General features: G+C 63.4%; 12 protein-coding genes and 2 pseudogenes. 7 read left to right on the forward strand and 7 right to left on the reverse strand.

The features are described from left to right. Positions 1 to 26 precede the first annotated feature (26 nt). Positions 27 to 926 (reverse strand): choline ABC transporter substrate-binding protein, encoded by a 900-nt coding sequence (gene choX / locus MMB74_RS26125; protein WP_277431538.1) that lies wholly within the window; start codon positions 924 to 926, stop codon positions 27 to 29. 208 nt (positions 927 to 1,134) lie between these two features. Further along, positions 1,135 to 2,673, reverse strand: a complete 1,539-nt coding sequence (betC, locus tag MMB74_RS26130) for a choline-sulfatase (RefSeq protein WP_277431510.1) — start codon at positions 2,671 to 2,673, stop codon at positions 1,135 to 1,137. Positions 2,674 to 2,849: 176 nt separating this feature from the next. Between betC and MMB74_RS26135 the strand changes: the two genes are divergently transcribed. Then, positions 2,850 to 3,764 (forward strand): LysR family transcriptional regulator, encoded by a 915-nt coding sequence (locus MMB74_RS26135; RefSeq protein ID WP_277431511.1) that lies wholly within the window; start codon positions 2,850 to 2,852, stop codon positions 3,762 to 3,764. Between the two features lie 20 nt (positions 3,765 to 3,784). Here the strand turns inward: MMB74_RS26135 and MMB74_RS26140 are convergent, their stop codons facing one another. From MMB74_RS26140 to MMB74_RS26150, 3 genes are all read right to left on the reverse strand, one after another. Then, entirely contained in the window at positions 3,785 to 4,909 is a 1,125-nt protein-coding gene (locus MMB74_RS26140; protein ID WP_277431512.1) for a hypothetical protein, read from the reverse strand. A gap of 125 nt (positions 4,910 to 5,034) precedes the next feature. Further along, positions 5,035 to 5,967: a LysR family transcriptional regulator gene (locus MMB74_RS26145; protein ID WP_277431513.1), complete on the reverse strand. Its 933-nt coding sequence runs from the start codon at positions 5,965 to 5,967 to the stop codon at positions 5,035 to 5,037. Then, positions 5,964 to 7,541: a methyl-accepting chemotaxis protein gene (locus MMB74_RS26150; RefSeq protein ID WP_277431514.1), complete on the reverse strand. Its 1,578-nt coding sequence runs from the start codon at positions 7,539 to 7,541 to the stop codon at positions 5,964 to 5,966. The genes MMB74_RS26145 and MMB74_RS26150 overlap by 4 nt, the downstream gene beginning before the upstream one ends. Before the next feature lie 383 nt (positions 7,542 to 7,924). On the opposite strand from MMB74_RS26150, the gene MMB74_RS26155 reads away from it, so the two are divergent. Both MMB74_RS26155 and MMB74_RS26160 read left to right on the forward strand, forming a co-directional pair. After that, on the forward strand, positions 7,925 to 8,731 hold the full coding sequence (locus MMB74_RS26155) for a putative hydro-lyase (protein WP_277431515.1): 807 nt from the start codon (positions 7,925 to 7,927) through the stop codon (positions 8,729 to 8,731). A 48-nt stretch (positions 8,732 to 8,779) separates the two neighbouring features. Continuing rightward, positions 8,780 to 9,412, forward strand: a pseudogene (locus tag MMB74_RS26160) (hydantoinase/oxoprolinase N-terminal domain-containing protein). Here the strand turns inward: MMB74_RS26160 and MMB74_RS26165 are convergent. Beyond that, positions 9,375 to 10,130: a Fic family protein gene (locus tag MMB74_RS26165; protein ID WP_277431516.1), complete on the reverse strand. Its 756-nt coding sequence runs from the start codon at positions 10,128 to 10,130 to the stop codon at positions 9,375 to 9,377. The pseudogene MMB74_RS26160 and the gene MMB74_RS26165 overlap by 38 nt on opposite strands. A 124-nt stretch (positions 10,131 to 10,254) precedes the next feature. Further along, positions 10,255 to 10,992: an SDR family oxidoreductase gene (locus MMB74_RS26170; RefSeq protein WP_277431517.1), complete on the reverse strand. Its 738-nt coding sequence runs from the start codon at positions 10,990 to 10,992 to the stop codon at positions 10,255 to 10,257. Positions 10,993 to 11,093: 101 nt separating this feature from the next. Between MMB74_RS26170 and MMB74_RS26175 the strand changes: the two are divergent. From MMB74_RS26175 to arsN2, 4 genes and pseudogenes are all read left to right on the forward strand, one after another. Continuing rightward, positions 11,094 to 11,978: pseudogene (locus MMB74_RS26175) on the forward strand (AraC family transcriptional regulator); the annotation flags it as partial. Further along, on the forward strand, positions 11,958 to 12,569 hold the full coding sequence (locus MMB74_RS26180) for an AraC family transcriptional regulator (RefSeq protein WP_277431539.1): 612 nt from the start codon (positions 11,958 to 11,960) through the stop codon (positions 12,567 to 12,569). The pseudogene MMB74_RS26175 and the gene MMB74_RS26180, both read left to right, overlap by 21 nt. Continuing rightward, complete coding sequence (locus MMB74_RS26185) at positions 12,566 to 12,982, forward strand: VOC family protein (RefSeq protein ID WP_277431518.1); 417 nt, start codon at positions 12,566 to 12,568, stop codon at positions 12,980 to 12,982. The genes MMB74_RS26180 and MMB74_RS26185 overlap by 4 nt, the downstream gene beginning before the upstream one ends. A 2-nt stretch (positions 12,983 to 12,984) precedes the next feature. Further along, positions 12,985 to 13,488 (forward strand): arsenic resistance N-acetyltransferase ArsN2, encoded by a 504-nt coding sequence (gene arsN2 / locus MMB74_RS26190; protein ID WP_277431519.1) that lies wholly within the window; start codon positions 12,985 to 12,987, stop codon positions 13,486 to 13,488. Positions 13,489 to 13,502: the final 14 nt, after the last annotated feature.

Consider the following 13,502-nt stretch of genomic DNA (forward strand, 5'->3'; position numbering starts at 1 on the left):
GTGTGTTGTGTTGCGCTGTGGGGATGTCAGTGGCCGGCCAATGCGCCATTGACTGCCTGCAGGCCGTTCGCGCCGCTCACGGTCGTTACGCCGTCGAGCCAAGGGCCAAGCAATTTCGGATCGGCCTTCAACGCCTCACGCGCCGCTGTATTGACGTTGACCTTGTTTTGCAGCACGTTCGCGATGATTCGATTTTCGAGGTCCACGTTGAACGTCATCTGTTTGAAGAGCCTGCCTAGATTCGTGCATTGATCGGCGAACCCGGTGCGGGTCACCGTATTCACGGTCGCGCCGCCATAGTTCGGTCCGAAGTACGCATCGCCGCCCGACAAATACGTCAAATGAAACTTCGTGTTCATCAGATGCGGCTCCCAAGCTAGGAATACGATCCAACGCTTGTCGCGCACGGCGCGCTCGACCTGGGTCAGCATCGCCGTCTCGCTCGAGGCCACCAACGTCCAATTGCCGAGACCGAACGCCTTGTCGCCGATCATCTTCGTGATGTTCTGGTTCGCCGGCGCGCCGGGCTCGATGCCGTAGATCTTGTCGCCGAACTTGTCGCCGTACTTCGCGAGATCGGCAAACGAATGAACGCCCGCTGCGGCCACGTAGTCGGGCACCGCGAGCGTGAACTTGGCATTGGTCAGGTTGGCATGCAGCACGTCGATCGCATGGCTATCGACGAAGGGTTTGACGAGCGGCCCTTGCGCCGGCATCCAATTGCCGAGGAACACATCGACCTGCCCTTTCTTCAGCCCTTCGTATGTGATCGGAACGGATAAGTTCGCCACGCTCTGCTGATAGCCGAGCGCTTTCAACACGACACCGGTCATGGCGTTGGTCGCATCGATATCGGTCCAACCAGGGTCGGCCATGCGCACCTGCGTGCAACTGCTCGGCTCGGCCGCTTGCGTCCCCGGCGCCATCGCGGCAGCGACCGCAACGAGGATCGCAGACAGCAAGCGCCTGGGCCATGAATACGTGTTTCGGTTCATCTCTCGCTCCTCAAGAGTCGGTCGGCGTGTGGTGTGGTGTCGTGTCGTGTCATGCGGTTCGCTCGTTCGAGCCGGTTCATCCAAACCGGCTCGGTCAAATCCGCTTCGTTCGATTTCGCCTCGGCGTGCGGCACGCTCGTCACTCGCGCTTCACGCGCGGATAGCGCGCCATCGCTTCGAGCGTGTCGAGCTCGATGTGATTGCGCATGTAGCGCTGGCTCGCATCGTTGAACGGTTGCCAGTCCCACGATTGAATTCGCCCTTGCGTGGTCGCCGCGTAATGGAAACGCCTCCGCCGTTGGCTGGCGATCACCTCGCGATGGAGTGCGTCGAGGTCCCACCGTTGTCGCACTTCGGCGCGAAACTCGGCCGCGATCCGTGCATGTCCCGGGTCGCTCGCCAAGTTGTTCAGTTCCCGCGGGTCGGCCGCGAGATCGAACAGTTGATCGGGGTCGACCGGGGTATGAATGAACTTGTACCGCCCACGACGAATCATGACAATCGGGGCGATCGCGCCTTCGGCCAGATATTCGCCGAAGGTCTCGTCATGGCCGCCATCGCCGCGCAAATGCGGCACGAGGCTGCGGCCATCCACGGCATCGGGCCACGCCTCTCGCTTTCCCGTGGCCAATTCGACGAGCGTGGGCAGCAGATCGATCGTCGATACCGATTCGGCCACGCGCCGAGGCTGAAAGTGTTTCGGCGCATGCACGATCAGCGGTACCCGCGCAGCGTTTTCGAAGAACGTCATCTTGTACCAAAGGCCCCGTTCGCCGAGCATATCGCCGTGATCGGACGTCACGATCACGATGGTGTCGTCGGCCATGCCCGTCGCATCCAGCGCATCTAAAATCGCACCGAATTGCGCATCGACGTACGAGAGCGCACCGTAGTAGGCTCGGCGCGCATTGCGCACCTGTTGCTCGGTCGGCGGCGTTCGATCGTTTTCGCAGACATGGCGCAAACGCTTCGAATGAGGGTCGCTTTCTTCGAAGCCGAGCGTCGTGCGCGGCAGGTCGATCTCTTCGTCGCGGTACAGATTCCAGTACGGCTCGGGAATCGCATAAGGATCGTGCGGATGCGTGAGCGAGGCCACGACGCAAAAGGGCCGCACGTCGGCGCCGGCCTGCCGTTCGCGCGCGATGTCGTAGAGTTTTTGCCTGACGGTGAACGTGACTTCATCGTCGAAATCGAGCTGATTCGTGCGCACGCACGGACCCGCGTCGAGCACGGAACTCATGTTGTGGTACCAGCTTGGCCGCACTTGCGGCTGCTCCCAATCGGGCACCCAGCCGAAGTCCGCCGGATAGATATCGGTCGTCAGCCGTTCTTCGAAGCCATGCAGCTGGTCCGGGCCGCAAAAATGCATCTTTCCCGACAGCACCGTCCGATAGCCCGCGGCGCGCAAGTAGTGGGCGAAGGTGAGCGTTTGCGCGGGAAATTCGGCCGCGTTATCGTAAGCACCGATCTTCGACGCAAGCTTGCCGGCCATGAAGGCGAAGCGCGACGGCGCGCACAGCGGGCTCGCACAATAGGCCGAATCGAACGTCACGCCGTTGCGGGCGAGCGCATCGATGCGCGGCGTCTTCGAGACGCCATTGCCGTAAGACCGCAGCGATGACGGCGTCATCTGGTCGGCCATCAGTACGAGGATATTTTTTCCTGTGTTGGGCTTCATGAACTCGTGTCTACAATGCGTTGATTCATCGGAACCGGGGGCCATGCACGGGCTTCGAGTCCTTCCACCGCCGCTGCACTGCACGATAGCGGCGCCCGGAGCGCGTGACCTCAATATGTCGACCCACAATTCGCCTGTGAAGACACTCGTTTCTTATGGCCCCATAAGGCGTGCTTATGTCTGATCAAGACCGTTTGCCACCGCTGCAAATGCTGTCGGTGTTCGAGTCCGCCGCCCGGCTGGCGAGCTTCACGGCCGCGGCGCGCGAGCTCGGGTCGACGCAGCCGGCCGTCAGCCAGCGCATCGTGCAATTGGAAGCGGAGCTGGGCACACCGCTGTTCGAGCGCGGTCACCGCGGCGTGACGCTTACGGTCGAAGGTTTGCGTCTTTATGAGGCCGTGCGTCAAAGCCTCGGAACGATTCGCGATGCCGTGACGGAAATCCGCGCCGCACGGGCGAAAGGCGCGCTGACGATATTGACCGACGCAGGCTTTGCGACCTACTGGCTCGTCCCGCGCTTGATGGATTTGCGGCGCCTGCTCCCGGACGTCACCGTGAAAGTGGTGACCTCCCAATCGGCGTTCGACCCGCGCCGCGACCATGCGGACGTAGCGATCGCGTTCGGCGAAGGCGATTGGTCGCCATGCACGGCAACACGGCTGTTTCAGGAGCAAGTCGTCGCGGTCTGCTCGCCCGCCTTTGCCCAAGCGCATCCGGAGATCGCCACCCCGGCCGATCTGCGCACGGCGCCGCTGCTGCACGTGCAGCCCACCGAGCCCGAGCGCTGGCTCGGATGGAATGGCTGGTTCGCGATGCACGGCTTATCCGCACCGCCCGACGAACACGGTTCGACCTTCAACAGCTACGCGCTCGTCATGCACGCAGCGCTCACACACCAGGGCGTCGCGCTCGGCTGGTTGCCGCTCGTCGATGAACTCATTCGAAGCGGTCAGCTCGTGATGCTGTTCGACGAGCCCGTTACCACGGCGCGCGGATATTTCTTGGTATGTCCGCCGGCACGTCCCGAAACGCCCGCCGCACCCGCGTTTCGGAGATGGCTGTTCGCGGCGTGCGCTTCCGGTGCGGTGTAGGCGCGCACGTAGCGCAGGCCCTATCGCGGCTGCCTTGTGCGCCGTAGCCACTCCGCGAAGGCCTCGTCTTCCACGCGATAGTGCCCGACGGACAACCGCGTAACGAGGTTGTCCGCTTGCAACCGTCTCAATGCGTGCGCCACCGTGTTCTTCGTGGCAGGCTTGTTCGTCCAGGCAGATAAGGTTGCCAAGCTTTGCGTCCCATGCAGATCGGCATCCCCGCGTGCGATCAGCGTCACGACCGCTCGATCGGCGAGGCTCAATTCGCTCCATTGCTTGAGAAAGTGCTCGTCGGAAAATACCGAAGCCTTCGTATGCGCGAGCGCGGCGTCCACGCCCTGCGGTTGATAGAGCATGTACCGCTCGACGAACCGCTTGAAAAACTCCGGTGTGCGGTGCAATTCATCGAAAGCGCGCCTGCCTTGCGCCAGCGTCAGCTTATTTTTGATCATCGCGTTCATCAGCTTGACGGTAAACGCAACGAACTCGTCGCCGAGCAAGGGAAACGGCTCCAGCGTCGCCCAGTTGTAAAACGGCTCCGACGCGCGCGCAAACATTTCTCTCAAAGTCGTCTCGGAGCTGCCCGCGAAAATCACTTTGACTCGCAGCTTGCGAATGTCGAGCGCGGCGCGCAGCGAATGCGCGAAATCGCCGTGGGCCGCCCGCGCAAGCACTTGGGCCTCGTCGATCGCGAGCAGCAGCGGCTTCTTCTGCCGATCCAACTGCTTCATGACTTCTCGCAACGTCGCGCCGCTCTCTCCCCGCGGCGGCGTCCACTCGGCTTCGACCGAGCCCGCAGCACCGGGCAGGCTCGCACTCGCCCTGAGCCTTCGCACGGGCTTGCCCAGCTTGTTCAGCACGGCCTTCACACCCTGCGGCTCGAGCGCATCGGCAAGCGCCGACAGCAGGGCCGCATCGGGCGCCGAGCGGCTGTCCCAAAGGTTGGTGTACGCGACCAGATAGCCGCGCTCGCGCGCCGCGGGCAGCAAATCGCGACGCAGAAACTCCGTCTTTCCCATGCGCCGGCGCGCAAACAGCCCCCGCGCCGATGACAGCTTCAAATCGAACGCGTCGAGATAGGCGCTCGCGAGTTCCGAGCGAGCGAAATGCCACGGGTCCGGCTCGGAAGTTTCATCGAGTATCATCGAATCTGAGAAGTATCAAAATGGTTGATACCAGATGATACCAGGCGGTACCCGAGGACCGATCTCTGGCCGCCGGGCAATAGCCCCTGCCCGGTTCGCCGCGCACAACGGGGCGCGACGCCGCCTCAAAGCGCCTCGACCAAATCCGGGCGCTTGGTCCGGCAATAGGTCGAACACGCAATATGCGCCGCGCTCGCGGCAGCGTTCACCATCGCGCTCGCATTCATCGGCTTGCAGACCGACACGATGATCGGCGGCGGCACCGGCTTGAGCGCGAGCTCGACGAATTCGCCGGTCTGCAGCTCGTCGTTGACGAACAGGCTCGGAATACAAGCGACGCCATAGCCGTCGCGAACGAGCTGCACGATGGCGGCGACCGACGGCGAACAGGTCACCCGGGTTTGCTCGGGGCGGATCTGTTCCTGGCGAGCGAGCGTATGGACGATGCTCTGCAACGCCACTTGCGGCGCCGTCCCGCGGCCGAACGTCAAGATCGGCCGCTGCAACACGCGCGCGGCAAGCCCGGTCGTGCGCCGCGACAGCAACCCGCGGCGAGCAATCCAGCGCACCGGGTAGCTGGCGATCGCGCTAGAGGCTATTTTCGTGCTGTCGATCCCCTCCACGCGAATCGCCAGATCGAGTTCGCCCGCCAGCAACCGCTGCTGTAGGACGGCGCTCGAATCGACGGTCAAATCCACATCGAGTTGCGGAAATTTCGCGTTCAGGTGCGTGATGTAATGCGACAGCCATGAATGAACCACGGTCTCGATCACGCCCAATCTAAGCTTTCCGCCGACGACGACCTCTTGCCCGGCGGCCTCGCGCAGCGCCTGCGCGGCATCGACGACATTGCGCGCAAGGCTCAGCAAGCTTTCGCCCGCCGGGGTCAGCCGAAATTGTGTCGTCGTGCGATCGATGAGCTGCGTGCGCAGGTCGTCTTCAAGCGATTTGATCCGCAACGAGATCGTCGCGGGCGTGGCGTGCAACACGCGCGCGGTGGCGCGGAAACTCTCGAGTTCCGCTAGGGTGACGAAGGTTTCAAGAAAGCGCGTATTCATCGACTGGCCGCATGCGCCGCATCGGCTTCCACCCGGAACACCCGGATAGCCGCCCCCAATTGCTGCGCCTGTTCGTTCAGCGAGGCAGCCGCGGCTGCGGCCTGCTCCACGAGCGCCGCGTTCTGCTGCGTTGCGCTGTCCATCTGCGCGATCGCACGGTTGACCTCATCGATGCCGGTACTTTGCTGCACGGACGCGGTGGCGATCTCGTCGACGATCGTCGTGACGCGCTTGACCGCCGTGACGATGCCGTCCATCGCTTGACCGGCGCTCTCAGCCAGCGCGGCCCCGCTTTCCACCTGTGTCAGCGAAGTATCGACGAGCACGCGAATCTCCTTCGCGGCGGCCGCGCTGCGTTGCGCGAGACTGCGCACCTCGCTGGCCACCACGGCGAAGCCGCGCCCGTTTTCGCCGGCGCGCGCCGCTTCCACCGCCGCGTTCAGCGCGAGAATGTTCGTTTGGAAAGCGATGCTGTCGATGACCGACGTAATGTCGGCCACCTTCTTCGAGCTTTCGGCGATCGCCCGCACCTTGCTCACGACATCGCCGACCACGCCCCCGCCGCGCTCGGCTTCCGACGATGCACTCGCCGCAACTTCCGTCGCGCGCGAGGCATTCTCGGCGTTTTGCTTCACGGTCGACGTGAGCTCGTCCATGGCCGCAGCCGTTTCCTCGAGCGAGGCCGCTTGCTGTTCCGTTCGGCTCGACAAATCGCCATTGCCCGTCGCGATCTCGGCCGCCGCGGTATGGATCGCTTCGGCAGCCGACTTGACGCGCGAGACCGCGCCCGCGAGCGTTTGCCGCGTATAAGCGATCGCCGATACAATACTTTCGTCGTCGCCGTGCGCAACATCGATGCGCCCGGTCAGATCTCCGGAAGCGATCTGGCGCGCCAATTCCGCCGCACGAGAAGGCTCCCCGCCCACCGAGCGGCGCACGCTCCTGACGGCCAACGACGTCAACAGCGAAATCGCCGCGCCGAGCACGATGAGCACCGCTAACGACGTGACGAGCGTGTGATAGAACGCCGCTTGGATATCGTCCTGGTAAACCCCCGCTACGAAGTCCCAATTCCACGGCTTGTACCGTTTGACGAAGCCCAGCTTGGAACTCGGCGCCTTTTCACCCGGCTTGGGCCACCAGTATTCGACGTAACCGGTGCCGGCCGGCGACGCGCCCGCCGCCGCTATGTCCTTATAGAGCAGATTGCCCTTCGCATCCTTCCATTGCGACATGTCCTTCCCATTGAGCTTGGGGGACATCGGATGCATGACCACCACGGAATCGGCACCGACAACCGTGACATAACCGTTGCCGCTATAGCGCAGATCGGCAATGCGCGCGAGTGCTTGCTGTTTGGCCGCGTCCGCGCCGATCTTTCCCGCCTGCGCATCGCGATCGAGGCCCGCGGCGATCGAATAGGCCATTTCGGTAACGTCCGCCAGCGCATGCTTGCGCTCGGTCAACTGCAATTCGCGCATCTGCAACGCGTGCCAGACGGTCAGCGTCAGCAATCCGACCCAGGTCAATAGCAGCGGGATCCAGAGCTTTTGTCGCAACGTCAAATGGGACATAGTGTTTCTTCCGACGAATAGGGCTTGTTCGTATAGCGGGCTGGCCGAGCGAAAGCATCGCGGCCCCCGGTCATTCTTATCGGCATCCTGGCGCCGATGTTAAGCAGAATATAAAGCCCACGCCCAACTTTTCGATGCATCTATTGCCGGATTTTGCACCAGATTGGTCAACCGGATGCACACCTCAGGGAAACCGATAAGAATCGCCTATGCCTTATTCGGCGCGGCTCTGACGTTCACCCCGACGCCCGATCGTTCGCCGCTTCGCCGGGAAAACCCGCATGAACGCGTTAACAAAACCTTGACGACACCGCGCGGAATAACTTGCTGGCGTGTCATTAAATTTGAACCCAATCTCCTGTCTAGGCCATGGCCGTGCGCCATTGCTTCACTGCTCCACTGATTCGAGGAACACCGTCATGCCCCACCGCTTCCGCCAACTCGTGCGCCATAAGGACTTCACCGGTCCCACGGCAGGCCAGTGCGGCGAGTACGCTCAAGCCAATCTCGTCATCATCCCGAGCGCCTATGCCGAGGATTTCCTACGTTTTTGCGTGAGGAACCCAAAGGCTTGCCCGTTGCTGGGCGTGGGCGAGCGGGGACAATGGGCCATCCCCTCGCTCGGGCGCGACCTCGATCTGCGCACCGATGTGCCCGGATACAACGTTTATCGCGACGGTGCGTTGACCGAGCAACCCGGCGACGTCGTCTCGCTCTGGAACGACGACCTCGTGGCGTTCGCGATCGGCTGCTCATTCTCGTTCGAGCAGATGCTCGCGCACGATCGCATTCCCCTGCGGCACGTCGAAGAAGGCGTTAACGTGCCGATGTTCCGCACCAACGTCGCCAACGTGCCGGCCGGGCCTTTTGGCGGACAACTCGTCGTCTCGATGCGGCCGATGACGGGCGCGAATGCGATCCGAGCCGTGCAGATCACGAGCCGCTTCCCGTCGGTGCACGGCGCTCCCGTACATCTGGGCCACCCTCGCGCCATCGGCATCGCCGATCTTTCGCGTCCGGACTTCGGCGACGCCGTCACGATCCGGGAAGACGAAGTGCCCGTGTTCTGGGCATGCGGCGTGACCCCGCAAAGCGCGATCGAAGCGGCGCGGCTGCCGTTTGCGATCGCCCATCGTCCCGGCCACATGCTGGTGACCGATATCCCCAACGCATCGCTCGCTGTCCTTTGACGTGGGGTTCTAAGCTTCGTCATCCCTGCGTGGATCGCCACTTGCGGGTTGACCAAGGGCGAAGCGGGATTCACCGGCACGTTCACCGACATCGTCGCGCGGCGCCCCGGCGGCATGCTCGTTACACACCAGGCGCTCTCGGACAACCCCGAGCGCTATCGCGATTCGGCAGTGCGTGGGATACGCGAACTACTCGGTGTCCCGAACCGCGCCCCCGTTCCCGCGCACTCGATCGAATGCGTTCGGATGAGCAGGACGGTCGCCACCCGTGCCTTGCTCGAACGCAAAGGCGAGCGCACGGTGCTTGCGATCACGAACGGGTTCGCGCAGGCGCTGCGTATCGCAAATCAAAACCGGCCGAAGCTGTTCGTACGCAACATCGAGTTGCCCATGTTGCTGTAAGAGCTGCGGCGCGTGGAGATCGACGAGCGCATCGGCACATGCGGAGAGGCCGTCCGTTCGCTCGATAAGGCGGTGCGCGTCGCGCATTGCAAATGCGTCTACGACGAGGGCATTTGCGCTTGCGCGATCGTGCTAATGCATGCTTATCGTCATCCCGAGCACGAGCGCAAACTGGGCACGATGAACAACTTCACGTTAGGCAACGGAGCAGCGCTGGATGCGCCGCGGGCCGAAGCGCTCGTCAATCGCCCGACCCGAGGCAACTCAGGTAAGTGGTAAGCGTCCTTTGGGTGGCTTCGGCGATGAGCAGCGTCAACGCGCTGACGTCGCCGGTCGTGCATGCGCCTTCGAGGGCGTGGTCGTAGGTCGCGCGGTCATCGCTGCGGATGATCGCTGGCGGATACCCCGCCTTCATCGCATCGAGATTCGACAGTAGCCGCCCTATCGTTCGATTCGCTCCCACGAACGGGTGAATCTTGAAGAACCGTGTGTGGAGTTCCGCCGCGCGCGCCAGCGGATGCATTTTTTCGGCTTGCGCACGCCATTCGATCAGCGCGGCCATCTGTGCCGGCACCTGCGAGCAGTCTATCGGAGCAGGACACGCGCCGGCGGCCGGTACGTTCCGCTCGCGATATCGTCCGGCTTGCGTTTCGTCTATGCCTTTGAGCAGCAAACGGTGGATCTGTTGAATGTGCTGCACCGACAGGGACTCGTTGCCCGCGACGATATCCTCGACATAGAGGATCGCATCACGATGGTTTACGGCTTCAAGACGCTCGCGCGACGGCTCGCCGCCAGCCGCGGCGCCTTCGAGCGCATCCTTCGTTTCGCTCAGCGTGAGCGTATTGCCCTCGAGCGCGTTCGAGTGATAGGTCCACTCCAGCGTGAACTGCTCGCGCAGCGCTTCGAGCGTATGCAGCGGCAACGGCTGCGCGGTATCCAGCCTTGCCTTATCGGCATCGACGGCTTGCAGCAAGGACTGTAGAGACGGATTCATGAATTCACCATTGCGATCGTGACGCGCGAGATTGTATACCGTCGCCATGGACGGCCCTCGTCACGATCGCACTCGGTGCGACTCGACGCTAGATCGCGCCGGTTCATGCCTGCGAGACGGCGCCCTACGGCATCAACGCGATCGCATCCTCGCCGGCGGCAAGACGAATCGGGCAAGCCGGGTCGGTCGCTGCCCGCCAAATGGCCTCGGCGACGTCGAGCGAACGCGTGACCGCCGTTGCTTGCTCCCATCCCGCGAACACCCGTTGCGCCAAATCGGCGTACGGTTCGGGAATGCCATTTTGCATTCGGCCGCGCGCATGCTCGCTAAAGCGGGTTTCGGGCGCGCGCCCCGGCAAAACGACCCTCACGCGCACGTTGAACGGCGTCAGCTCCAATGCCAACGTTTCGGAAAACGCATTGATAGCGGCCTTGCTCGCGGTGTAGACGGAAAGCAGCGGTAGCCATTTCAGCGTCACGCTCGACGTGACGTTCACTACGACGCCCGCCTGTCGTTGCCTGAATTGAGGCAGCACGGCCTGCGTCATGGCAATCGTGCCGAACGTATTCGTCTCGAACACTTCACGCACGGTATCCATCGCCATCCCTTCGAGTGCGTTCAACACGCCTATCCCCGCGTTGTTGACGAGCACATCGATCGGCCCCGCGGCATCCACGGCGCGGCGGATGCTCTCGGGATCGGTGACATCGAGCGCGACGATGCGCAGCCGATCCGAGCGAGGAAGCACGTCGGGGCCCGGCGCGCGCATCGTTGCGACGACGTTCCATTCGCGCTCGAGAAAATATCGGGCGGTATCGCGCCCGAACCCCGACGAGCAGCCCGTGATCAGGATGGTTTTCATATTTGGCACTCCTATGGATCGTTGCGGTATCGAGACGATAGAGGCCCGGCTCCGGATTAGCTACAATCCGGAGTCCGAGTTTCGTTCGCAGGAGTCCGGCCATGGTCGATCCGCTGTCCGAAGTCGTCACACTGCTGCAACCGCGCGCGGCATTCTCGAAAGTCGTCGGCGGGGCTGGCCGCTGGCGCGTGCGGCGCGCGGAATCGGGCCAGCCGTTCTACTGCGTGATCCTCGAAGGGTCGTGTCGCCTGACTGTCGACGGCCGCGATTCGATCACGTTGCAGGCCGACGATTTCGTTCTCATTCCTTCGGGCTTCGCCCGCTCGATGTCGAGCCTCTCGCCGCCTTCGTCGAACGACACCGTCACCGCCCCGGTGCGCCTGAGCGACGGCCAATTTCGGCTCGGCCTCCAAAGCGGCCCGGTGGACGTTCGTTTTCTGATCGGCCATTGTGTCTTCGGCTCGCCCGATGCGGGTCTGCTCGTTTCGTTGCTACCGCAACTCGTGCACGTTCGCGGCGACAAACGGCTAGCTACGCTCGTGCAACTCGTGGGGGATGAATCGCGCGCAGCGCGTCCCGCGCGAGACGTGATCCTGACGCGGCTGTTGGAGGTCTTGCTGATCGAAGCGCTACGCTCGACGACGGGGGCCGCAGCGCCGCCGGGGCTCTTACGCGGGCTTGCCGACGAACGGCTCGCCGCCGCCATTCGCGCCATGCATGAAGCGCCCGCCCAATCGTGGACGGTGCCCGCGCTTGCGAAGCTGGCGGCGCTGTCGCGCTCGGCGTTTTTCGATCGCTTCAACCGCGCTGTCGGCGTTGCGCCCATGGAGTATCTGCTCAATTGGCGCATGGCGATGGCCAAGCGCCTCTTGACGCAAAACGAAGCCAGCGTGGCCGAGGTGGCGGAGCGCGTCGGATATCGTTCGGCCAGCGCGTTCAGCGTTGCATTCGCGCGCGTCGTGGGCGTGCCGCCTACGCGATATGCGACCGCAAAGGCGCAAGAGGCATCGGAGACCGAAGCCGAAGCCGAGCTGGAGACGCTGCCCGCTGAACAGCCCGCGCCACCGCCAGCGACCTCGCCTGCGCCCGCCACTTCGGCTCCGTTGGAAGATCCCGCGTTGCTGCGCCGCTTGCTTCGCGCGAAGGATCGCATCGACGCCGCCTCGCATGAGGCGTGGCCCGTCAGGCGCCTGGCGGAGATAAGCGGCGTGTCAGAAGCCCACTTCGCGCGCTCGTTCAAGCGTGCCTTCGGCTTGCCGCCGCACCGCTACCTCCTTACGCGGCGCATCGAGCAAGCTGCCGCACTGTTGCGCGAGAGCGATCTGAGCATCACCGAAATCGCCTTCGCCACCGGTTGGGAAAGCCTGGGCACGTTCGGCCGCATCTTTCGCGACGTCACCGGTCACAGCCCCGGCGCCTTGCGCGAGCAAGCCGAGGCAGAGCGCGGCCGTCTGTCCGTCGTGCCAGCCTGTGTACTGAAGGCCGCGCAGCGCCCCGATATCACCATCGCAGTTTCGGAGAAGCGACGGCGTGCGGCAAACGCTACATTGCCGCCTTCAACCAAGGAGGCGTTATGAATGAAGGCATCGATGTCGTAGGGTTGTATGTCGGCGACCAAGACGAGGCGTTCGCGTTTTATGTCGAGAAACTCGGCTTCAAGGTTCATACCGACGTGCGCAACGGCGACTACCGCTGGCTTACGGTTCAGCACCCTGACCAACCGTCGTTTCAGCTCGGGCTGTTTAGGCCCGGGCCGCCCATGCATGACGAAGCCACCGCGCAAAGCCTGCGCGCGATGGTCGCCAAGGGCGCCATGCCGCCGCTCGTGCTCGCCGTCGAAGATTGCCGCGCGACGTACGAACGGTTGCGCGAGCGCGGCGTCGAATTCACGCAGGAGCCGATCGACCGCTATGGCAGCGTCGACGCGGGCTTTCGCGATCCTGCCGGAAACGGCTGGAAAATGATCCAAGCGCCGAAGGCAAAGGGTTGAATATGAACGCGAGGCCCGCCGCGGCCACCCGCAGGATTCGTGCCGCACGCCCCGATGACTTTCCCGCGATCCGTGCGTTGCTCGTCGCGCACGGCTTGCCCACGGACGACGTCACCGCCGGCGACGCCAAGCGCTTTTACGTTGCAACAGCCAGTGACGACACGCCGATGGGCTGCGCCGCGATCGAGCCCTACGGGGCCGACGCGTTGCTGCGATCGGTGGCGGTTGCAACGAACGCGCAGCGAATGGGTCTGGGCGCGGCACTCGTCGGTCGTGCGCAACAAGAAGCTGCACGCTGCGGCGCACATCGTCTATTCTTGCTGACGACCTCTGCGAGCGGCTATTTCGCGGACATGGGCTATCGCGTAGTCTCGAGAAGCGACGCTCCGGTCCGCGTACGGTCGAGTGCGCAGTTTGCGTCGTTGTGCCCCGCATCGGCCGTTTGCATGATGAAGGAATTGAGTGCGGACGGCGCCGCCACGACGCGGCCCATCGCCGATCACTGAGCATCCCATCGGCG

The organism is Trinickia sp. Y13 (assembly GCF_029522115.1).
Classification (GTDB): Bacteria; Pseudomonadota; Gammaproteobacteria; order Burkholderiales; family Burkholderiaceae; genus Trinickia.

Bases quoted from the DNA above. Each gene is read 5' to 3' on its own strand.
- choX (WP_277431538.1), bottom strand. From the start codon at position 926: ATGGCGCCGGGGACGCAAGCGGCCGAGCCGAGCAGTTGCACGCAGGTG.
- betC (WP_277431510.1), bottom strand. From the start codon at position 2,673: ATGAAGCCCAACACAGGAAAAAATATCCTCGTACTGATGGCCGACCAG.
- MMB74_RS26135 (WP_277431511.1), top strand. From the start codon at position 2,850: ATGTCTGATCAAGACCGTTTGCCACCGCTGCAAATGCTGTCGGTGTTC.
- MMB74_RS26140 (WP_277431512.1), bottom strand. From the start codon at position 4,909: ATGATACTCGATGAAACTTCCGAGCCGGACCCGTGGCATTTCGCTCGC.
- MMB74_RS26145 (WP_277431513.1), bottom strand. From the start codon at position 5,967: ATGAATACGCGCTTTCTTGAAACCTTCGTCACCCTAGCGGAACTCGAG.
- MMB74_RS26150 (WP_277431514.1), bottom strand. From the start codon at position 7,541: ATGTCCCATTTGACGTTGCGACAAAAGCTCTGGATCCCGCTGCTATTG.
- MMB74_RS26165 (WP_277431516.1), bottom strand. From the start codon at position 10,130: ATGAATCCGTCTCTACAGTCCTTGCTGCAAGCCGTCGATGCCGATAAG.
- MMB74_RS26170 (WP_277431517.1), bottom strand. From the start codon at position 10,992: ATGAAAACCATCCTGATCACGGGCTGCTCGTCGGGGTTCGGGCGCGAT.
- MMB74_RS26185 (WP_277431518.1), top strand. From the start codon at position 12,566: ATGAATGAAGGCATCGATGTCGTAGGGTTGTATGTCGGCGACCAAGAC.
- arsN2 (WP_277431519.1), top strand. From the start codon at position 12,985: ATGAACGCGAGGCCCGCCGCGGCCACCCGCAGGATTCGTGCCGCACGC.